Origin of the sequence: Bythopirellula polymerisocia, assembly GCF_007860015.1 — a bacterium.
Taxonomy (GTDB): Bacteria; Planctomycetota; Planctomycetia; order Pirellulales; family Lacipirellulaceae; genus Bythopirellula; species Bythopirellula polymerisocia.
This window is the reverse complement of the sequence record NZ_SJPS01000006.1, coordinates 61309-83311: the sequence shown is the minus strand read 5'-3', so window position 1 is coordinate 83311 and position 22003 is coordinate 61309. Positions and strand designations below refer to the sequence as shown.

Annotated in this window: 16 protein-coding genes; 10 read left to right on the top strand and 6 right to left on the bottom strand. The window is 53.2% G+C overall.

Translation table 11 applies throughout. The features are described 5' to 3' along the window. Positions 1-6 precede the first annotated feature (6 nt). The 4 genes from Pla144_RS17940 to Pla144_RS17925 are packed head-to-tail and all read left to right on the top strand — an operon-like array spanning position 7 to position 3516. On the top strand, positions 7-411 hold the full coding sequence (locus tag Pla144_RS17940; protein WP_146452088.1) for a GntR family transcriptional regulator: 405 nt from the start codon (positions 7-9) through the stop codon (positions 409-411). After that, positions 408-1358 (top strand): ABC transporter ATP-binding protein, encoded by a 951-nt coding sequence (locus Pla144_RS17935; protein ID WP_146452087.1) that lies wholly within the window; start codon positions 408-410, stop codon positions 1356-1358. Before Pla144_RS17940 ends, Pla144_RS17935 begins: the two co-directional genes overlap by 4 nt. Continuing rightward, positions 1324-1974: a hypothetical protein gene (locus tag Pla144_RS17930; protein ID WP_146452086.1), complete on the top strand. Its 651-nt coding sequence runs from the start codon at positions 1324-1326 to the stop codon at positions 1972-1974. The genes Pla144_RS17935 and Pla144_RS17930 overlap by 35 nt, the downstream gene beginning before the upstream one ends. A 15-nt stretch (positions 1975-1989) precedes the next feature. Next, the gene (locus Pla144_RS17925) at positions 1990-3516 is read left to right on the top strand and encodes a hypothetical protein (protein WP_146452085.1); all 1527 of its coding nucleotides are present in this window, start codon (positions 1990-1992) and stop codon (positions 3514-3516) included. A 48-nt stretch (positions 3517-3564) separates the two neighbouring features. Here the strand turns inward: Pla144_RS17925 and Pla144_RS17920 are convergent, their stop codons facing one another. Both Pla144_RS17920 and Pla144_RS17915 read right to left on the bottom strand, forming a co-directional pair. Beyond that, complete coding sequence (locus Pla144_RS17920; protein ID WP_146452084.1) at positions 3565-4224, bottom strand: Uma2 family endonuclease; 660 nt, start codon at positions 4222-4224, stop codon at positions 3565-3567. Positions 4225-4307: 83 nt separating this feature from the next. Continuing rightward, complete coding sequence (locus Pla144_RS17915; protein ID WP_146452083.1) at positions 4308-5522, bottom strand: cell surface protein; 1215 nt, start codon at positions 5520-5522, stop codon at positions 4308-4310. A 148-nt stretch (positions 5523-5670) separates the two neighbouring features. On the opposite strand from Pla144_RS17915, the gene Pla144_RS17910 reads away from it, so the two are divergent. The 4 genes from Pla144_RS17910 to msrA all read left to right on the top strand — a co-directional run bounded on the left by Pla144_RS17910 (position 5671) and on the right by msrA (position 10170). Continuing rightward, on the top strand, positions 5671-6237 hold the full coding sequence (locus tag Pla144_RS17910) for a DUF6384 family protein (protein ID WP_146452082.1): 567 nt from the start codon (positions 5671-5673) through the stop codon (positions 6235-6237). Further along, positions 6234-7745 (top strand): hypothetical protein, encoded by a 1512-nt coding sequence (locus Pla144_RS17905; protein WP_146452081.1) that lies wholly within the window; start codon positions 6234-6236, stop codon positions 7743-7745. Before Pla144_RS17910 ends, Pla144_RS17905 begins: the two co-directional genes overlap by 4 nt. A gap of 226 nt (positions 7746-7971) precedes the next feature. Further along, on the top strand, positions 7972-8781 hold the full coding sequence (locus tag Pla144_RS17900; RefSeq protein ID WP_146452080.1) for a hypothetical protein: 810 nt from the start codon (positions 7972-7974) through the stop codon (positions 8779-8781). Between the two features lie 222 nt (positions 8782-9003). Next, the gene (gene msrA / locus Pla144_RS25170) at positions 9004-10170 is read left to right on the top strand and encodes a peptide-methionine (S)-S-oxide reductase MsrA (protein WP_146452079.1); all 1167 of its coding nucleotides are present in this window, start codon (positions 9004-9006) and stop codon (positions 10168-10170) included. 71 nt (positions 10171-10241) lie between these two features. On the opposite strand, the gene metH is transcribed toward msrA, so the two are convergent. Next, positions 10242-13940, bottom strand: coding sequence for a methionine synthase (gene metH / locus Pla144_RS17890; RefSeq protein WP_146452078.1), 3699 nt, complete (start codon positions 13938-13940; stop codon positions 10242-10244). Between the two features lie 177 nt (positions 13941-14117). Between metH and Pla144_RS17885 the strand changes: the two genes are divergently transcribed. Next, complete coding sequence (locus Pla144_RS17885) at positions 14118-15401, top strand: endonuclease/exonuclease/phosphatase family protein (RefSeq protein ID WP_146452077.1); 1284 nt, start codon at positions 14118-14120, stop codon at positions 15399-15401. A gap of 57 nt (positions 15402-15458) precedes the next feature. On the opposite strand, the gene Pla144_RS17880 is transcribed toward Pla144_RS17885, so the two are convergent. The 3 genes from Pla144_RS17880 to purD form a co-directional block, all read right to left on the bottom strand. Beyond that, positions 15459-18146, bottom strand: coding sequence for a pentapeptide repeat-containing protein (locus tag Pla144_RS17880; RefSeq protein WP_146452076.1), 2688 nt, complete (start codon positions 18144-18146; stop codon positions 15459-15461). Positions 18147-18372: 226 nt separating this feature from the next. Then, positions 18373-18579: a hypothetical protein gene (locus Pla144_RS17875; protein ID WP_146452075.1), complete on the bottom strand. Its 207-nt coding sequence runs from the start codon at positions 18577-18579 to the stop codon at positions 18373-18375. Between the two features lie 671 nt (positions 18580-19250). Next, on the bottom strand, positions 19251-20537 hold the full coding sequence (purD, locus tag Pla144_RS17870) for a phosphoribosylamine--glycine ligase (protein WP_146452074.1): 1287 nt from the start codon (positions 20535-20537) through the stop codon (positions 19251-19253). Positions 20538-20965: 428 nt separating this feature from the next. Between purD and Pla144_RS17865 the strand changes: the two genes are divergently transcribed. Further along, entirely contained in the window at positions 20966-21997 is a 1032-nt protein-coding gene (locus Pla144_RS17865) for a QcrA and Rieske domain-containing protein (protein ID WP_146452073.1), read from the top strand. The last annotated feature ends 6 nt before the right edge of the window (positions 21998-22003 follow it).

The following is a 22003-nucleotide window of genomic DNA, read 5'->3' as shown; positions in this document are numbered from 1 at the left end:
GCAATCATGCAGTTTCAATGCGATACCGCCAGTCGAACCCCTATTTACCGCCAGTTGGCCGATCAGGTCCGCGCGGCGGTGGCTCGGGGGCGTGTCCAGCCGGGGGAGCGGCTCCCCTCGGTGAGACAATTGTCGCGGGAACTGGTGGTGAATCCCAATACAGTCGCGAGGGCCTACACGGAACTCGAGCGCGAAGGAACATTGGTCACCCAGCAAGGACGTGGTGTGTTTGTTGCTGAGCCGCGTAACGATCTCACGAAGCGGGCTCGGCAAAAGCAGCTTGAAGAGCAGCTCGACCAACTCTTTGTCGAGGCTGTTCATCTTGGTTTTTCTGCTGACGAGCTTCTTGCCCTTATCCACAAGCGCAGGGAGCAGTTTGCGTTTACTCCTCAGGAGAACCCAACATCATGACTGATGCTATTCGTACCCATCGTCTGTCGAAACATTACGGCTCTCAGCGGGTGGTCGATTCGCTCAATCTGCGGATCGAACGAGGGCAGGTCTACGGGTTCCTCGGCCGTAACGGAGCAGGTAAAAGCACGACGATCAAGATGCTTATGGGGATGGTCCATCCCGACAGTGGAACGGCGGAACTATTAGGTGAACAAATCGCAGAAATCACGCCTGAGACCCGTGCGCGGATTGCTTACATTGCCGAGGGACATCCACTTTACAATTGGATGACCATCGGCGAGGCAGTGAGATTTACGCGTGCGTTTTATCCTCGCTGGAACGGGTTGCTTGTTGAGCAGATTCTGGATCACTTTGAATTGCCGGAGAAGAAAAAGCTACGTCGTCTCTCCTGCGGCCAGCGGGCACAGGTCTCCTTGGCACTGGCGGTTGCACCTGAGCCGGAGTTGTTGATCCTCGACGACCCCACACTGGGGCTCGACACAGTGGTACGACGTGACTTTCTTGAATCGCTGATCCAGATCATCAACCGCGAGGGGCGCACCATCCTGTTCAGTTCTCACATTCTGGGGGACGTGGAACGCGTGGCCGACCGTATCGGCATTCTGGTCGACGGGGTGCTGCGGGTCGATTGCCCCACTGACCACTTCCGCGAGTCGGTGAAAAAACTGGTACTCGATTTCACCGGCCCGGCACCGGACGGGTTTACTTGCCCCGGACTCGTACAGAGTTGGAACTTGGGGACGCAATTGGAACTCGTGCTGGTGGGCTACGACGATTTGCAGCGTACAGCCATCGAGGCGCTTGGCCCTAGGAACATCGAAGTGGTCGACCTGAATCTGGAAGAAGCTTTTATCGAATACACCCGCGGCCGCCGTCGGTCGCTCCCACTTTTTGCACAGGAGCCGCGTCATGCTGAAAGCGCTAGCGATCAAGGAGCTGCGTGAGTCGTTAGGGATTGTGGCCCTGGCGGCGCTGGGTTTGGGATATGTGTTCCTCGATCTGATCGGGGTCGCCATGATGCCCTGGACTTATGCGGGACAAACCTATTTCCCGTTCTCAGCGGGTGCCCAAGTATTCAGCCAGGCATTGTGCTTGGGAGCATTTGCACTTTTGTTGGGTTTCCGTCAGACGGCTTGGGAGCTCCATAACGGCACATTTTACTTTATGTTGCATCGACCTTTGCCACGGAGAATTGTGATTATCGTTAAGTTAATGGTAGGCACGATTTTGGTGTTGTTACTCAATGCATTGTTCGTTGGCATCTATGGTTGGTGGGCCGCAACGCCAGGGACACAGCCTACCCCGTTTTTCTGGTCGATGACACTTCCCGCCTGGAAGTTGGGCCTAGCAATCATTCCGGTTTACCTGGGCGCATTTCTCAGCGGCATGAGACCGGGACAGTGGTTTGGTTCTCGGCTAGCCCCTGCTCTGACAGGAATTGCCGCAGGCTATGCAGTCTATGTAATGCCTTGGTGGTGGTTGTCTTCGATTATCTGGGTAGCATCAGTTGTCTTTTTCACGGTCAGTATTTTCTACTACTCCAGTGAGCGGGATTACTAATTTAAGGAGAGAACCATGTTACGAACGTCCAAAACGCCCGTACTCATTTCTGCGATTGTAGTAGGAGTGGGAATAGCAATCGCGTGGGCATTTGTATGTGGCATCGGAGGTCAGCTGGTTCGTGGGCTGATCGGCTCGGAACGTCAAGCAAATGAATCTTTGCACGTTGCCTTGGATGGTACCGTTTTCATCGTCACAACTAGTGGTGGAAACTATGATGCAAAGCGGACCTATCGAACCCTGGAAGGAAAGAAAGTGGAGCTTCAAGAGGAAGAGAGTTCACTCTACTTCCAAGCATTGCAAAATCGTCCCAAGGAGCCTGCTCTGCTTTCTAACCCGATAGAGTGGCGGGCGCGAATTGGCGGCACAACAGACACTGGGAATCCTGCGGTTTATTGGTATTTGATTCGTGATAATTCTCGTGAAGGACATGCCTATTTGGCAGGGTATGAGAGTCAATCCGAGCAGTTGATCGGATATCTGGACCGAAAAGGATTTCATGAGACCTTTCCGCAAAGCGAAGATTCTTTCAATCTTCAAGGGGGTCTTGCCGGCTATTCACAGTTCTATTACGCCAGCAATGGATACACGGAGCCGCCCAGTACCAACCCACAGTTTCGATACATGCGAGGTTCAACCGAAATAGTTCCCCCCTACTGGGTCATTTTTCTAATGGATGTTGATCGCATCTGGAGAATTGATCTGCGGGAACGCACTCTAAGCGTCTTCGAAACAACTTCCGACGCAATTTCAATCACGATGATTAGCGAACCCTTGCCGTTGTTAGCAGGAGATGAAAAACAGAATGGCAAATTGGAGCAAGCGTTGGAGGAATCCAGACGTAAAACAGTTCGGCGCCTCGCTGTTCGGCATGCAGATCGGATTGAGGTGTGGAATCCAACGGCAGAGGCTAAGAAAGTCTTCTCACTTCCGGAGAGACTCCGTCAGGCAGATATGCGCGCCTTGTCCCTAGGAAATGGGCAAATGCTCATTCAATTGGTTCATGGGTATTGGGAACGTGGTTCGCGGCTGGAGTTAGTTTGGCTGAACGAAGCAGGTAGTGAAGTCAGGAACGAGAATCTTGAGCTAGTGGGCTATGTGCCACCCAATCCACGAACACAAGCCTGGCAGTTGGCCGGGGTGGCACCTGTTCCAGCTTTATGGGGTTTTTACGAGTTTATTGGTCGACCTTTTGGCTTTATCAATAATTATCAGGATCCCACCTACTCTGCAGCCCTCAAACACGCCTGGCGAGAAACTTGGCCAGCGTGTGTGGCGGTGTTGTTTCTCTCAGCGATAGCGGCATGGCAGGCGCTTCGCTGGCACAAGCAGCATTACCTCTCTGGAGGAATTTTGTGGGCTGGGTTTGTTTTCCTGCTGGGTGTGCCAGGGCTTGTGGCGTATTGGCTACACTTCCGGGGTTCACCCGTGGCCGAGTGTGCAAGCTGTGGGAAACAAGTCCCGCGGGATCGCGATGCCTGTGCCCGCTGTGCGGAACCGTTTCCTGAGCCCTCGCTCAAGGGGACGGAGATTTTTGCCTAAGAAAGCTCCGGTGTTAAGAATTGAGCATTCGAATTAGTTGACCGACCCTCAACTTCCTCGATCGGCCTCACTAAATAACTCTGCCAGTTGGAGCTTGAAGCCGGGAAGCACTGCTCCACCGTCGAGTGTCCCGTCGATGACAATCGTGTCAAACTTATCCGGCGAAGTGTAGACTCGCATCGACTTTGTTGGCGGATCGAGTTCCCAAACCACTTGCACACCCCAAGCGAAATAGTCCTTTCGCTTGTTAGACATTTCGCTCACCGTGTTACTTCGACTTAATACTTCCACTGCCAAATCGGGATGGAGGTCCGCAATGGGTTGCTTCTGCAGCTCTGACATTGGATTCTGCGACCAGGAAATAAAAGAGATATCTGGTAAGTAAATCTTCTTGGCAGAGAAGCGGAGCATGCCATCCGGACCAAGAACTATTCCTAATTTGTTTTCCCGAGCAAATCGGCTTAGGATCTCCGCAAGATAAATGGTCAGATAAGATTCAAATCCACCCACAGCTTTCTCCACTAAGACGCCATCCAGTAATTCGCATAATGGACCCTCATGCTCACAGATGAGGAGCAAATCCTGATCAGTGGCGGTGCCGGGGGCGGGCTTAAGGCGAATCCGGGTACCGGTGACCCCACCAACATGAGCAACAAGCTCAGCGACATTTATTGGAGCGAACGAACTCGATGATAATAGGGAGGCCATAGCAAGAACCGGTATTTTAGGGGAGTCTAACCTCTATTGTCGCTGATAGATTCACTAAAGGCAACTCGTCAGTCATAATTCAACTATATCTCATCGCCTCGCGCAAACTTCGCCAGCGTATCCTGGTACCGTTTCTTACCAGCTTCGACGACGCGGCGGATTTCGCGAGCGTTTTCTTCGCTCTCTTTGCGGAGTTCGGCGATCATCTGCAGTGAATCGACTTGGTAGTCGGAGATCGCAGTCACTAGCTTTTCGAGTGATTCAGCACTGACCGTTGAACCATAGCCCGCCTTGAGGGCAGCGCGCTCTAATTCGCGGCCCAGGTCGGCCACGTCTTCGAGGCTCTTGTTGACGCCTCGCTTGAGTGCCTCGGTTGATTCGACGGCTTCATGGAGACCTTGCTGAGAAGTGTAAACCGTGCCAAGGATCGTGAAGACATGTTCGTTGGTGGTGAAGAAGGTGACGGCCCGTCGATAGACTTGGTCCTTCACATCGTGCGTCTGTTTGAGTTTGGTGATCAGGGTCTCGCCAACGTCGTAGCCGATCGATAGGTTTTCGGAGATGTCTTTTACCAATTGGTAAATGCGATCTTGCTTCTGGAACTCGTTGCGGGCTTCATCGCGGGCAAGTTCCAAGCGGCCGAGGGTGCTCTCATCTCCCTGGTGGCTGTCGATGGCCTCTTGCGAAACCGCGAGTGCTGCTTTGGCTTTTTCCAGGTGGGGCAATTGTTCTTCCAAGAGTTCGCGAGCCAGGATTTCGGCTTCCTTCAGGGCGAAGCGGAAATCGATGTAGCCATCCATGATGGTTTGTTCGCGGTTGAGCTGGTTCTTAGTGTCCGTACAGACATCGCGATAGACATCGACGATCTTTTCAAATCGAGCGTGGGGGGTGCCACGATTCATTCTCATCCAGAGGTTGGCTATCTTCTCGGTGACGCCGATCTTGCCGTCGTCGAGTTGGTCGATCATCTTCTTGGAGTCTTCACGAATCGAGTCGAACATCTGGCTGATTTCCAGATAGCGATTCCCCACGTTGATGTTCTCGACGTTCTCACGCACGAGCCGATTGAAGGCACTCATGTGTTGCACGGTGCGGCCGATAGCCAGCGCACGGGCTTCATCGACGTGGCGGACCTCTTCGAGGAGCTTGATCAACTCGGCGGGAACTTCTTCGTCCTTGGTCAGGCCGAATTTTTCTAACACGTCGACGGCCTTGTCCAAGTACTTCTGCATGCCTTTATCGGATTTGGTTTTACTCTTGGTGGTATCCGGTTGAGTCTTTACAGCTTGAGCGGCCATCTTGTTTTCTCGCAGCAAAGGAATTTGGGGAGTTGTGAGACTGCTTTCGCAGATGATAGATTGGGTGGACCTATGCCAAGTCGGCATTCGCCCAGCATAGCAAATTCCTTCAGCAAGAAACAGCGTCCCACTTAGAGACAATTCTTCGATGCCCCAGATTCAAATCGCACAACCGCCAGCAGAAATCGAGTCGGAGCCTGAAGTCGTAGGCACCGCCGAGCCGAGGCAACTCAGCCTGGAGGAAATGCTGCGAATCATGGATGTGGCTACAGCTCTGAGGAAAGAGCATGACGTTGTTGAAGAGCAACTGAACTTGGACCAAATTAAAGTTCGCTTGAGGGAGCGGCTGCTCGAGGCAGCCCAAGTGATGGGCGAGCGATTGACGGCTGAGCAAATCGACACGGCTATCGAGAACTACTACGACAAGCTGCACACTTTTGAAGAACCTAAGTGGAGCTTCTCAGTGCTGATGGCACATATCTATGTGCGACGGGTAACCATCATCAAGTGGGCGATAGGAATTGGTGCCGTCGTGGCCTTGCTGTGGAGTCTATTGATCGTGGTCGTGCTGCCGTCTAGAGAATTGAGCGGTACGGTGCTAGCCGCCGGTTGTCACGAACTGCCGATGGCTACCGCCATTCCACTCAGTGATTCAGAGGCCCATGACTCAGACAATAAATCTGCTGAGACTTATCAGGAACCGAGTGCATCATGAACGGAAATGTCCGCTCGGGGAGATCAGTGGGGCACGCAATTCAGCAAGCCGTCTCTGGGGTGAACAATCACCTCGAAGAGTGCAATGCTGCAATGAGTCAGTTTGATCGCTCGATGAGCGAGCTAGTCGAGCGTCGCGGGCAAGCATTATTGCAATTGGCGGAGCACTATCTTCCCAATATCGACCAGCAGACCATCGCGGGAACATTTGCCGAAGTTCGCAATCAGCTTGTAGATATCTTAAGCAAGAAACAAAGCCAGGAGCGAGAACTAGAGAGGGCACTGCAGACCGACGCCAGCGAAGAATCTCGATTAGAAAAAGAGCTCGAAGAAGTCACCGAACGGCTGAACGAAAAAGTAGCTCGTCGGGAAGAGCTGGAAAAGGTAGTCGCCCAGAGATTGGAAGCAGACGGCGAGTTTCAGCGTTTGTCCAAGGAAGCTCTCACCGCCGAGCAAGAACTCAATCGCAATGAGCAGCGCGTGACCGAGATCAAGGCCGAAGCCGCCGAGAAACTCCCCTCGTACGAGAAAAATCGCTTGTTCAAATATCTGCACGAACGGGCCTACGGGACAGCCGAATACAAGAAAGAAGGTCTCACGAAGAAACTTGATCGCTGGGTCGCCAAAATGATCGACTACCCTCGGGCCAGGCGAAGTTACGATTTCCTGCGCGTGACTCCCGAGTTGGTTGCTCAAGAAGTAACCCGTCGTAGAGACCAGTTTAATGGCCTGATGGAACAGGTCGAGGCGATCGAGGATCGCTATGCCGACGAGCTGGGACTGACGGCAGTAATGCGTGAAGGTCAGGAGGTGGGCAACCGGCGTGACCGCGTGGTCGCTGCGATCGCCAATCAACAATCACTTACTGACAAACACCGGCAAGAGCTTGGCGATTTAGAAGGAATTCAGAACGAGTACTACCTGGAAGCTGTCAATCGGATGAAGGTATTTCTCTCGAATCTGGAGGACTGGCGGTTAGAGAATGCCTCACGCTCCACTCCCCAGATTGAGGATGACAAGATCGTGGCTGAGATTGTGCGACGGGGTGAAGAACTGAAAAAGAACAAGCAAGAAGCTTCGCAACTAACGCGAGAGCAACAGGTCTGGAGAGAAAGATCCAGCGATCTGCAACGCGTCTGGCAGGAATTCCATCGGACGGACTTTGATTCGAGCCGCTCTTTTTTCCCAGGCGATTTTTCAATCGACTCTTATTTAGAAGAATTCGTGCGGGGACGGATAGACCGCGACCAACTTTGGTCGGCGATTCAATCCGCCCAGGAGTTCGCTCCTCCTTGGTACCAAGAGCCACCCATGCAAAGGGACCGCAGCTACGAAGGAGATTTTTCTCACGTCCTGATGCGTGTGCTGCTGGATATCGCTGGACAAGCACTCAAGAATGCGGCTTACCGCGGCATGGAGCGCCGTAGTCCAATTCGGCAGCAGCAACGGAAGGAAAAGGGCCGTCCGCGGTTCAACCACCGTGGGTTCACGAGCGGTCACGGGTTCTAGTATTTTGTTCGGTCTCTCAGAAACTGACATTCATATTCGCGGCGACCTATTCGCTGCCAATCCGAGTCTCGGAGAGACTCGGCTCCATTGAAAACGGCATTTTTCCAGGGGAAAGAGGCCTCTGCCCAAGTGGAGTCCAATCCGCTAGAATAAGCATCCACCCAACAACAAACCTGCCGACTTCTCAAGTCATTCGTCCTTCCTACTCGTTGCGAAAGGATTCCTCATGTCCCGCCTCATTGTATATCTATCGCTACTTATGACTATTGATTCGCTTCTCACCTCTCAGGTGGAGGGGCAAATTATTCGACGACTGCGGGAACGCCGAGCCGCAGCCCAAGCCCCCGTAGCGGCGCCAGGAGACCCTGCTGCCGCGCCAATTGCCCCCTTGCCACGATTGCGCGGACTACTAGCCAGGCGGTTGCAGGCTCAGCAGGACCTCGTGGCCCAAGAAGAAGTTCAACCCACACCTGCATCACCAGATCAAAAGAAACCCGAGACTCCTGCAAGTAAGCTAGCCGCTCGACGCGCTGCTTCCGGTTTGAGGCAGGTAACTGCCATGCAATCTCCCGCTATCCCAAAATTTACGCTCTCTGATTTGGACAAAATGGATGTCAATGGTCTGCAATCAGCGCTGGCCAATGTCGATGGAGCTTTACAAAATGAACTCAACCGATTTAGCTCGGCAGAGAGTTGGCAAGGATTCCTGGATTTGCCAGCAGAAGTCGTCGACGAAGAAGCCGTGAATCCTGAAGCATTGGAAGTATCTCTGGATCGATTTAATCGTGTGGCCAACAATCCGGCATTCTCTCAGATATCGAGCCTGGCGAGTTTTGCGCAGACTCGGGGGATCTTGGCTGAATTGGCCAATCGCACGGTTGGCCCCCAGTTAGGCAGTGCTACCGATTCAGCTGTCTCGACCGAGGCAACAAGCACAAATAAATCGGCCCCCGAGCAGTTGCCCGCCCCTCAACCGTCGCCGGTCCAGGCACGTGTCAACAAAGGGGAACGTTCGATCTTGGTTCGCTCTGAATAGTTAAGGTCATGGAGATAAGACTCTGGGGAGACATAGTCCTTGGCTTCTTTCGCAGAAAACGAGTCTCCTCAAAGATCCTTCGTAATAGAGCTCCAGAAACTGATTCTTTGGTGACTTTTCCCATTTCCGGGGGTAAAATCCGTAAGGAGTGGTGGTCTGTTGCGTCACAAGTGTAGGTGATCGACCACTCTCAATTCACACACTACTATGCGGAGGTCTAAAATGACAAAGCGTAACCATCGCATCTTGTTAATTACTCTGGTGACTACCGGTGTCTTAAGTGGGGCTATCCTCCTATTGCAACCCTCGCGGATCATACTAGCGGAGACTCCTGATATGCATAATAAGGCTAACTTGGGCAATTCAAATTCGACGAGCAAACTGGAAACGGCCACTTTTGGCAACGGGTGCTTTTGGTGTACTGAAGCGGTCTTTCGTGAATTGCAGGGTGTCCAAAGTGCCGTATCTGGCTACAGCGGTGGAAGATCGAAGAACCCCACTTATAAGGAGGTCTCGATGGGATTCACTGGGCATGCTGAAGCGATCCAAGTGAAATACGACCCGCAGGTGATCAGTTTCGAAGAATTGCTCGAAGTCTTCTGGATGACGCATGATCCTACGACTTTGAACCAACAAGGCGCGGATGTCGGTACGCAATATCGGTCGGTGGTGTTTTACCACAATGATGAACAGCGGCGCCTGGCAGAAGAATACAAGCAGAAGCTCGACGAGTCTGGGGCCTTCTCCGATCCGATTGTCACCGAGATCACCAAATTCGACGCCTTCTATCCCGCCGAAGATTACCATCAAGACTACTTTGCTCTGAACCGCTCGCAGCCTTACTGCAAACATGTAATCCGGCCGAAGCTGAACAAGTTCCGCAAGGTATTTCACGGCAAACTGAAATCAAAGGAAGAGATTGCCGAAATGAAAAATTCGTCCCCCCTGAGTGATCCGCAAGCTGAGATTGATTGGAAAAAAGTGGATTGGAAATCAAAGCTAACTCCTGAACAGTACCACGTTACTACCGAAGCAGGGACCGAGCGACCGTTCAAGAATGAATATTGGGACAACAAAAAGGCCGGTGAGTATAAGTGCGTCCGCTGTGGATTGCCCCTCTACAGTTCAGAGACCAAATACGAATCGGGCACCGGCTGGCCGAGCTTCTACAAGCCGATTGATCAAAAGAATGTCTCGGAGCATTCGGACCGCTCGTTTTTCTCGGTTCGCACTGAGATTCGTTGTGCCCGCTGCGATGCCCACCTGGGGCACGTGTTCGATGACGGCCCGCAGCCTACAGGGTTGCGATATTGCATGAATTCCGCAGCACTGAATTTCGATCCGGCGGAGAAGCCAGCTGAGACAAAGGAACCGGTAGAGACGCCCTAGCAACGCATGTAACACTCAGAGATTTAGATCGCCCCGGGAGTGGCTCTATTTGTCTATGCTAGTCTGGGCGTTTAGCTTGGTTCGTAGCCGAGGTTGGGGGCCAGCCAGCGTTCGACTTCAGCGATACTCATCCCCTTGCGCTTTGCGTAGTCCGCCACTTGCTCTTGCGAGATGCGGTCGACGGCAAAATACTTGGCCTCGGGATGCGCAAAATAAAGCCCACTCACACTGGATGCCGGGTGCATGGCGTAGTTTTCAGTCAGATTGATGCCGGTTTGTTTCTCGGCGTCGAGCAGATCAAAAAGTGTACATTTCTCGGTGTGATCTGGTTGGGAGGGGTAGCCTGGAGCAGGACGGATGCCGCGGTATTTCTCAGAGATGAGATCTTCGTTCGAGAATCGTTCGCACTTGCCGTAGCCCCAGTCATTCCGGACGCGAGAGTGCAGACATTCGGCAAATCCTTCGGCCAATCTGTCGGCAAGCGCCTTGACCATAATAGAATTGAAGTCGTCGTGATCGGCGGCGTATTCGTCGGCGAGTTCGTCGCAGCCGATGCCGGTGGTGACTGCGAAGGCTCCGAGGTAATCGAGTTTTCCAGCTTCAGGTGGAGCAATGAAATCAGAGAGAGAATAAAAAGTGTCCTGCCCTTTGCGTTGCCATTGCTGGCGGAGGCCGTAGAATCGGCAACGTTCTTGAGTGCGTGAGTCATCGGTGTAGACCACGATGTCTTCCCCTAAGTTGGCCGCGGGCCAGAAACCGTAGACGCCACGGGCTTGGAGCAGTTTTTCGTTGCAGATCTTATCGAGCAATGCCTGCGCTTCGTCAAACAAGCGGCGTGCCTCTGTTCCCAAGACGGCATCCTCAAAGATTTTTGGGTATTTCCCCTTGAGTTCCCATGTGAGAAAGAAGGGGGACCAGTCGATGTAGTCTCGCAGTTCCGCGAGAGGGAAATCATCGATCACCCGTGTGCCGATAAAGGCTGGTTTCGGAATGTCAATCGTCGCCCAGTCGCAGTTAAACCGTTTAGAACAGGCTTCCGCGTAAGAAGCTAAAGGAACTGCTTGCCTTTGATTGTAGGAAGCGACCAACTGCTCTTGCAGCTTGCGGTTTGCCTCTTCAAAGAGCGGCTTGTTGTCTTGGCTGATGAGTTTTTCGACCACACCCACCGAACGCGAGGCGTCGAGCACATGGGCGACGCAGTGGTCATAACCAGGGGCAATTTTTACAGCAGTGTGTTTCGCGCTGGTAGTTGCACCGCCGATTAAGAGCGGTCTCTCGCTTTTTGTGCGGCGCATTTCGCGGGCGACGTGGACCATCTCATCGAGGCTAGGCGTGATGAGTCCCGAGAGGCCAATCACGTCCACATTCTCGGCAATCGCCGCTTCGAGGATTTTTTCGCAAGGGACCATCACACCAAGATCGACGACTTCAAAATTGTTGCAACCGAGCACAACCCCGACGATGTTTTTGCCGATGTCGTGGACATCTCCTTTGACGGTGGCCAGCAGCACTTTCGCGCGTGCCTGGCCCGCCGTGCCGGCAGCTTCCTTCTCCGCTTCCATGAAGGGAGTGAGGTACGCGACAGACTTTTTCATCACGCGGGCACTTTTCACGACCTGGGGCAAGAACATTTTTCCCGCGCCGAACAGGTCTCCCACCACGCTCATGCCGTCCATCAAAGGTCCTTCGATGATTTTCAGGCAGGTATCATATTTCTGTCGAGCCTCCTCGGTGTCCTCGTCGATGAATTTCACAATGCCCTTGAGCAAGGCGTGTTTGAGACGTTCTTCGACTGGGCCACTGCGCCACTCGGCATCTTCTACTTTTGCTTCCCCCGATTTCCCTTTCACGGTTTCAGCGAAATCGACGAGCCGTTCGGTGGCGTCGGGGCGACGATTGAGCAGCACATCCTCGACCATTTCTTTGAGCCGCGGCTCAATGTCTTCGTAGACGGCCAATTGGCCAGCATTGACAATTCCCATGTCGAGCCCGGCCTGGACGGCGTGATACAAGAACGCGGAGTGAATTGCCTCGCGGACTACGTCGTTGCCGCGGAACGAGAAGGAGACGTTTGACACACCACCTGAAACGTGGACACCAGGACACGATTGCTTAATCCGCCGGGTCGCATTAATGAAGTCGACCGCGTAGTTATTGTGTTCCTCCATGCCCGTAGCGACGGTGAGGATGTTGGGGTCGAAGACGATGTCTTCTGCTGCAAACCCCGCTTTTTCGGTAAGTAGCTTGAAGGCTCGCTGGCAAATGCGGACTTTGTTTTCTTCGTCGGCTGCCTGCCCTTCTTCGTCGAAAGCCATCACGACGACCGCCGCGCCGTAGCGGTGGCAGAGTTGCGCTCTGCGGAGGAATTCTTCCTCACCATCCTTGAGGCTGATCGAGTTGACGATCGATTTGCCCTGCACGACCTGCAAACCTGCTTCGAGGACCGTCCACTTGCTGCTATCGATCATCACGGGAACGGCGGCAATGTCGGTTTCCCCCGCGATCAGCCGCAGATATTTTGTCATCACGGCCTCACCATCGAGCAGGCCCTCATCCATGTTGATATCGATGATGTTTGCGCCACCTTCGATCTGTCCTCGGGCGATTTCGATGGCTTCGTCGTAGTTTTCCTCCTTAATGAGCCGCGCGAATTTCTTGGAGCCGGCAACATTCGTCCGCTCGCCGATCATCAAGAAATTGCTTTCTGGGCGCAGAGTCATAGGGCGCGTGCCGCTCAGCCGCAAGAGTGGTTCTATGCTGGTGGGCTTGTGAGGATGCACACCTTGTATCCGCGCAGCGATTGCCGCAATGTGATCGGGGTTTGTACCACAGCAACCTCCCACGATGTTTAGCCAGCCGGCGTCGGCAAATTCGCCGACCAGGGAGGCCATCTGAGCGGGATCGAGGTCGTAGTGTCCCATCTCGTTGGGGAGACCCGCATTTGGATGGCAACTGATTCTCGCTGAAGAAACGTGCTGGAGTGTTTCCAAGTGGGGCCGCATCAACTCCGGGCCGAGTGCGCAGTTCATGCCGACCGAGAGCATCGGGAAGTGAGAGACGGCCGTCCAAAAGGCCTCGACTTCTTGGCCGGAGACAAACGTCGCGCCACCTTTGTCAAAGGTAGCAGAGATCATCACAGGCACACGGCAACCGATCTCGCCGAAGTAGCGTTCCATCGCGAAGAGGCATGCCTTGAGGTTGAGCGTGTCGATGACGGTTTCGGGCAGGAGGATATCGACGCCGGCCTCTACCAGTGCTGCGATCTGGGCGTAATAGGAATCGGCCATTTCAGCAAAAGTCACGGCACGAAAGCTGGGGTCATCGACCTTCGTGCTGATCGCCGTTTGCTTGGTCGTTGGGCCGATCGAGCCTGCCACAAAGCGGGGGCGGTCGGGGGTCCGCTCGGTGAACTCGTCGCAGGCCTGCCGGGCACAAGACACCGCCGCGGCATTGATCTCGCGCACCAGATCCAACGGGAGGTTGAATTCGTCCATGCCGACGGGGCTGGCACCAAAGGTGTTGGTTTCGACGATATCCGCTCCTGCCTCAAGATACCGTCGATGAATAGCGGTAAGGTCGGCCGGGCGGGTGATGCACAGGATGTCGGCAAAGTTTTTCAGGTCGCGGTCATGATCGGCAAATCGCTCGCCCCGGATGGCCGCCTCGTCGAGTTCAAGGGCTTGGATCTGGGTCCCCATGGCCCCATCGAGAACGAGGATACGTTCGTCGAGGAGGGCTTCGAGCTGTGGGGTGCAATCGTGGAAAGGCATGGTTTTACTGGATCATGGCTGGGTGCGGCGGGGAAATTTCAAGCGGATTAGTATCGCAAATGCCACTTACGAGTACAATGCACTCTTCCGGCAAGAGTATGCGTGTTTCGCTGAACTACTTCTAAATGATAGGAGACTTTGAGCTCTAATCGGGTTCGACCTGGTTTTGCTTGTGGCATGAGTATGGCATTAAATTTCACTCGGTGGGGAGCCTTGGCATGTGTTCTCTGGTTACAGACGCAGGTACCAACCTGGGGCAATACAGGCACATTCATTGATCGCCAGCAAGCGACGGACCTGCGGGTAGTAACTTACAACGTGTTGTGGGACACCATCTTCCCCGACCGCGATGCCACGCAGGCGGCTAAATTTGCCAGGGTAGTAAATGCACTCGATCCGGACCTGTTGAACCTCCAGGAGATTGGCGACCCGTTCTGCGGTTGCACGCCGAAGAATGCCAGTGACGTGCTGAATCTCATGAATTCAATCGCCCCGCTTCCCGGTTCATCGTGGAATGTCTTCATGGGTGGCGACAATGTGATCGTCAGCAAATATCCGCTGTCGCTCAAGCGGACGAATACTTACCCCGTGGGAGACAAGTCGCAAGCAATCGCACTTGTCGATTTGCCAGACGATCAGTTTCCAACTGATTTCTATCTAATTAATAATCACTACAAGTGTTGTGGCGGCAATGGGAGCGAGGAAGACGTACGCCGACAGAAGCAATCGGATGCCATCGTGAACTGGTTGCAAGATGCCCGAACGCCGGGAGGATTTGTTGAGCTTGCACCCGGCACTCCGTTCGCCGTCTTGGGTGACTTGAACACTGTGGGGGGCCCTGGTCCACTCAACACACTCATCACGGGCAACATTTTTAATGAGACAACCTATGGCCGCGACTCGCCCCCTGATTGGGATGGGAGCTTTCTTACCGACTCCCAACCGGTTCACAACGCCACGGGGACGACCGACTACACGTGGCGCAGTGGCAATTCGAGAAGTCTGCTCGACTATGTGATCTACTCCGACAGCGCGCTCGATGTGGGAAACAAGTTTGTCCTCAACACAGTAAGCATGACCTCGGCAGATCGAACCGCCACCGGCCTGCAACAGCGGGACGTGACCATCGGAAATTCGACGACCTATTTCGACCATCTGCCCGTAGTGGTTGATTTTCGCATCTTTGAGTTTGCCCCGAGCGATTTCAACTTCAGTCGCAGCGCGGATGGAGCGGACCTCGCCACTTGGCAAGCCGGCTATCACGTTCTCAGCGGGGCGACTCGAACAACCGGAGACGCCGATGGCGATGGAGACGTTGATGGCCGAGACTTTCTAATCTGGCAGCAGCAGGCAGGTATCTCTGGGCCGCCACTCTCACCAGTCCCAGAACCGGGAAGCTGGGTGATGCTCATTGTCGGTGAAGCGTTCATAGCTAATTGCCGTCGCGTTCGTTACCAGTGATTTGAATTCGTAGGTCGAACGAGTTTCACGAGTTCCGGCACCGCCGACTTAACCAGGTCACTTGCCGGAACGGCACACGGCTTGTTCCGGCCTATGAAGTGCAATCCGCCGAGTGGTGACTCCCGAAAAAATCGCCAAAAAAAACAATAAAATACTGCTCGGTTCAGGCACAGCGAGCAGGGTTACCTCGCCAGTGGTGTAGAGCTTAAAAATGTCCCACTTGTAGGAACTCTCGATGACAAATGTGCCGGTGGGCGAGACGCCTGTCCAGTCGAACAACTTGAGTGTGCGGCCAATTTGAGTTGAGACATCAACTTCTGGTGCAAATAGCAACTCTAGCAGTCCGTCGACATTAATCGGTATGCGGAATTGGAATGAAATTATCGAATCCCACTGATCTGCCTCGAAGATCATACGTAGGCGAGCAGTTTCAGACATCGCAAACCCGTTTTTGACGATTATTGGAATAGGCGGCTCAGAGCGATCTAAATTGCCATCATAGTCTCGAACAATCAAGTTCTGGCTGTCCATAATATCCAGGCCCAGAATTGTCCCATCGGGCATTATCAGATTCGTCGTGATCACTTCATACAACCTGAGTGATCGAGCCCCACGGGTGTCAGCACCAGAAAGATCGGCGAAATTCAATTTTGCATAACTGAACTCAACATTCGTAAGATTAACATGTTGGAAGTCTGCGGCGAATAAAATAGAAGAGCTAAATCCCCCATTTGCGAGTGTTACTGCTGAGAAGTCCCAACTAGTAAGATCCATTCCCTCAAGTTTAAGCCCGCTCAGATCACCGTCTTGGTAGCTCGCAGTTGAGTAAAGCTGTTCTACTGTAAACGTTCGTGAGGCGACGTCCTCCCCAAACCTTGCACCTCGGATTTCAGACCCTGTAAAGTCTGCATTCGTCAGGCGAAAGCCAAAAAATAATGCATTTGACAAGTCAGCATAACTAAAGTCCGCATTACTCAAATCTCGGGAGTAGAAGTACGCATTCTCAAGTTGTGCATGACTAAAATTTGGTTCGACAAGCGAGGTATCGTAAAAACGTACATTGGTCAATTTCGCATCACTGAAGTTGGCATGCTTGAGCGCTCCGTAGGAAAAATCTGCATCGACGAGATTCGCATAACTGAAATCGAAATCAGTCAGATTTCCCTTAAAGAAATCAGCACCTGAGAGATTCTTCCCGGAGAGATCCCAGCCAGAAAGTTGGCTGTTTCTGAACCCGATTCCTGTTAAATCGCCAACCTGATAACTTGCAGTCGAGTAGAATACTCCGACAGGGAGTGTTTCTTTTTTTGCGTATTGAAAATTGGCACCACGAACGATTGCACCCGACAGATCGGTATCAACCAAGTTGGCGGAAGCAAAACTCACATGAGCTAGATTCATTCCGGCAAAATTCCAGCCTGTTAGATCGTTTCCCGCGAGCGAAATACCGGCCAAATCGCCAGCTTGGTAGGTGCTTGTGGTGTAAAACTGTTCGGCAGTGAGCCCCTTGGACGTGGTGCTACTAAAATCTGCCATCAATAAGGTTGCTCCGGTCAAGTCAGCATTTTCTAAACTGGTGGAGTTGAGGATGGCACCTTCTAGGTTGGCGTTGCTAAGACTGGCGTTAGTCAGATCAGCAGAGTAGAAATTCGCTTTTGACAGGTTTTTCCCTGCTAGGTTCCAGCCACTCAAGTCGTTCTCCGATAACGATATTCCGCTCAAATCGCCAGTCTGGTAACTACCTGTCGAGTAGAGTTGAGAGGAGGTAAAACCATTGGAGGTGGTATCCCGAAAGTTGGCGCCACGCACAACACTTCCCAACATCTCGGCGTTGGTCAGCGTAGACAAACTCAAGTTGGCGTTTGCAAGATTCGCTAGCTGGAAATCGGCATTGGTCAAGTTAGAGTCAGACACGTTTGCATTCTCAAGGTTCGATTGATTGAAAGTTGTGTCGGTTAAGTCGGCATAATCAAGGCGAGCATGAGGCATTGATTTTTCCGCAAAGTTCCAGCCCATTAGGTCATTCCGTCCCAGACGAATACCACTAAGATCACCCAACTGATAGCTGTCAGTAGAGTAAATTTGTACATCAATCAATCCGCGAGAAATCGCATATTCGAAATTTGCTCCTCGTATGTCAGTTCCTCTCAGATCTGCATTGCCCAGCCTTGCACCGTTAAAAGCTGTGTTCGTGAGAGTTGCTCCATTAAAGTTCGCGTTGTTTAGTTGTGCATTAGCGAAGCTTGCCTCAGAAAGATTCATACCTGCAAAATTGCTGTTGTCGAAGTACCCACTCAGCCAGATCCCACTCAGATCACCTGTCTGATAGCTAGCCGTCGAGTAAAGTTGAGGGAGATTAAAGTTAACCACTCCGCTGAAATTCGCGCCTTGAACGACGGCTCCAGAAAAATCGACATTCGTAACTGTGGATCGATAGAAATAGGCATCCGTTAGATTGGCTTGATTGAAACTTACGTCGGTAAGTATGGCTCTGGAGAAGTTCGAATTACTAAGATCAACCTCGATCATATAGGCCATCGTCAAATCAAGATTTCGCAGATTCGCCCCTGGCAACGAATCCACCCCTGCCCCATCAGGAACCAGTGTCGAGCTTTCTCGCTTTCCTAACGCAGGATTAGCAGGATCGATGTACTCCCACTCGTAGATATCGCCCCATGTGATCGACTCGAACAAGACTGTAAGAATCAAGCAAAACGATGGCAAGAAGATTCGGAGAACTGGCATTGGCTTGCTTGTGATTAAGATGCGTGGGTGATAGTCGCAGCTAGAGTATTCGCATAATAGCACCACGCTATCATTGGTTCCGATAGAGATTCTCCATTTTTTCTAGGAAGAATCTCTCGAATGGCAGCCAGCATGGCTACCCCACGGAGACTTCTAATAAAAAACCCTCGGCTACCGTAGTGGCAGCCGAGGGGTGTCGGTTGATTTCAGTTCAACTGATTTAGGCTCACTCGCGGTTGCAAGAATCGCCGCATTGGCAGTTGTCGCAAGTGCAATTCTTGCAACTGCCATCGGCGCAGCCACAATCTTCACAACTGCACGAATCACCACTGCAGCAAGCTGCGGTGCTGCTGTTGGCAGCGAAAGCGTTGAAACCGAAGGTCGAAGCACCGGCAACCAAAGCACCGGCTAGCAGTTTACTAGTAAAAGACATTTGAAATCTCCTGCGAGAATTGTTCTCGCTGTAATGGAATTAATAGAAACAAAAACTTAAGAAAGTTCTCGTCGATCCATTAATTCAACCACACGCACTTGAGTGCATGGAGACGCAATGCAGGGTGGCCCGGCGGGCTGCCCCGTTCTTGGGCAAGATAAAAGCAAAGTTGTGCGTCGGGAGAAGGTAACAGTGCAGTGAGACCATTGACGATTGCCTGGTCTTGGTCCGTAGAGACGGCAGTTGATGGTGGCGTGGAGAGAGCCGGTAGCGGTCCCTCGCTACAGCATGGGCAGTGAGCACAGGTTTTGCCGCTCGGGCAATCCAGCTCAAAGTCGGGAGCTTTCTGTTCAGAACAACAAGTCTTGTGAGCGGTACAACAAGAGCGAGTCTGGGCAGGTTGCTGTGAGCAGCCTCCCTCTCGTTGGCCACAGTAGCAGGGTGAGGCTGCCCAGGCAGGGACAACCATGCCCAATGCTGCAAGCAATGCGAGTGCCGTACGAAACTTGGATGTGCCGCCGAGCATAGAGTTTTCTGTTTGCCTGAGGCTTCGTTGCTGGGGAGAGGCAGGACAATCTGCGCTGAATATTGTACGCATCTTCCTGGCAAAGAGTTCAAGAGCGATTTGTTTGTGCAAGCAAATGGAATCCTCGATAGTGCGAGGATGCCGCTTACTCTAAAGCCTTATCAGATATGTCTTTGCGACACCAAGCCCCGTTCCAGCGAATGCATTTCACTGCCGTGTAAGCCTGCAATTTTGCGGCAGAGATGCTGTTGCCCAACGCAGTTACTCCTAGAACACGGCCGCCATTGGTGACGACCTGCCCGTCCACGAGTTTTGTGCCAGCGTGAAAGACCTTGGCGTTTGGCACCGCCGCGGCCTCTGTAAGACCACGGATAGGGTGCCCCTTGGTGTACTCGCCCGGATAGCCTTCGCTAGCCATCACGACGCAAACCGCAGGACGCGGGTCCCATACCATCTCAGCTGCTTCATCAAGTCGCCCATCGGCGGCGGCTTCGAGCACGTCGACCAAGTCACTCTGAAGTCGCATCACCAGCGGCTGACACTCGGGGTCGCCAAAGCGGACGTTGTATTCCAGAACTTTGAGGCCCTGCTTGGTAATCATCAAGCCGGCGTAGAGGACCCCCTTGAAAGGCCGGCGCATGCGCTTGAGTTGATGCACCGTGGGGACAAGCACCTTTTCTTCGATACTGCGCATTAGCTCGTCGGTCACGAGCGGAGTCGGGCTGTAGGCGCCCATCCCGCCCGTGTTAGGTCCCTTGTCTCCATCATGGGCCGGTTTATGATCTTGCGCGGCTGGCATGATGAGAATCGTGTGGCCGTCGGTGATCGCCAGCACACTCGCCTCTTGGCCGACAAGTCGATCCTCGATGACCAATTGCTTGCCAGCTGCGCCAAATTCGTCGCTGCCCGTGATTCGCTTGACGGCCTCTAGTGCCTCGGCCTTGTTTGCGCAGACGATGACCCCTTTGCCCGCGGCCAGCCCATCTGCCTTAATCACCAGCGACGAGTCCTCGCGCTCGTCGAGAAACAACAGGGCACTTTCTGCATCGCGGAATGTGTGAAAATCGGCTGTCGGCACATCGGCATGGCGGAGCAGGTTTTTGCAGAAAACCTTGCTGGCTTCAAGTTCGGTGGCCTGCTTGTTGGGTCCAAAGATGCGCAGGCCCTCGGCAGAAAATGCGTCGACGATTCCCGCTGCCAGTGAAGCCTCGGGACCGACTACGGTCAGACCGATGGAATTCTTCTTGGCAAAGGCGAGCAGATGGGCAATATCGGTGTCACCAATCTCAACATTTTCGATGGGTGCCGAGTCATCTTGCGCAGTTCCGGCGTTTCCGGGAGCGACAAATACTTGTTCGACCCGTTTGCTCTGACCAATCTTCCAAGCCAAGGCATGTTCGCGTCCTCCACCGCCGACCACCAATACTTTCATTTCAAATGCCCTGTTCTCGACCAACCCTGGTGCTTAACCTGCAACAATCGTAGTCGAGATTTTACCCAAATCTGACTGGCCACGTAACTCGCTTCCATATCCAAAGCGCGGCGGCATCAACAATCAACAGGGACGCTCTTGCGGATTGGTCCCTACGCAGTTAGTGAACGTTCTGATAAAAAGGGCGGTTGACAATTAAGAGGTGGCATCGTAGCCTAACAAAAATAGATTGTGAAAATTGTCACAAACTATGTTGAGTGCCAACAGAAAGTCCTAAGTTCCTATCAACAAAGGGCTTGCAGCTGGTGGTCTCAGGTGTAAAACTCTCTCAAAGCTCCTGGCTCCATCAATTCCTTGATGCGGGCGATTTTTCGCAGGGACGAGCTGTGGGACGGATCACAGGTGTTGATGTGCGGATGGATTGAGCGATGGCCGAAAAGAAAAAGATGTCTGTGGCTGAGATGCTAGCCGCAGCCCGCAAGGCTGACGGTGGGGACGGTGCGTCTTCTGCCGAGCCCGCGGAGGCTCCACCAGCCGAAGCTGCTGCGGAGCCAACCCAAGCAAAATCCCCCGAGCCGAAGTCAGGCAACCCCGCACCGGCTAAGGCCGCCGACGGGGGACGCATGAGCGTTGCCGAGATGCTAGCCGCCGCCCGTGGTGGTGGGGGTGGAGCTGCTGCCGCCAAGCCAGCGGAGAAAAAGCCTGCACCGAAACCCGCTGCGGAGAAGGCTAAGCCGGTCGCCGCGAAGAAGCAAGCTGAAGCGTCACCGAGCGAACCCCGCGATACCGCGAGTATTCTGGCTGCCGCGAAAAAATCATCGAAAGCAGGGCCAACCTCCAAGGCCGAGGCGGCCGCCAAAGAGAAGGCGGATCCCGTTCCGAAGGCCAAGCCGCAGATCGTGGTCCCTCCCATGCCTGCGAAGCCAGCCTACGCAAAAGGCAAGGCAGCAGCAAAACCTAAAGAGCCCGCTGATGAAACACGTCGCGGCTTCTTGAACATGGGTTTTTGGCTTCTGACAGCCGTTGGAGCCCTCTGGTCACTGGCGACCTTGAAGTTTATGTTTCCCAACGTGCGTCGTGAGCCGCCGAGCAAATTCAAAGTTGGTTTTCCCGATGCATTCCCCTCCGGGCAGGTGCAAACCAAGTTTAAGGCCCAGTTCGGTGTATGGGTGGTGAACACAGAAGTTAACGGTCACCCAGAGATTTTCGCTCTTAAATCGGTCTGTACCCACCTGGGATGCACCCCGAACTGGTTAGAGGCCGAGCAGAAATTTAAATGTCCCTGCCATGGGAGTGGTTTCTACAAAGACGGCATCAACTTTGAAGGTCCGGCCCCGCGTCCCTTGGAGCGTTATGCTATCCGCGTGGCCGACGACGGGCAGATAGAAATCGACAAGAGCCAAACCTTCCAGGAAGAAATGGGACAGTGGGAAGAACCGTCTTCCTTCATTCCAGTTTAAGAGACT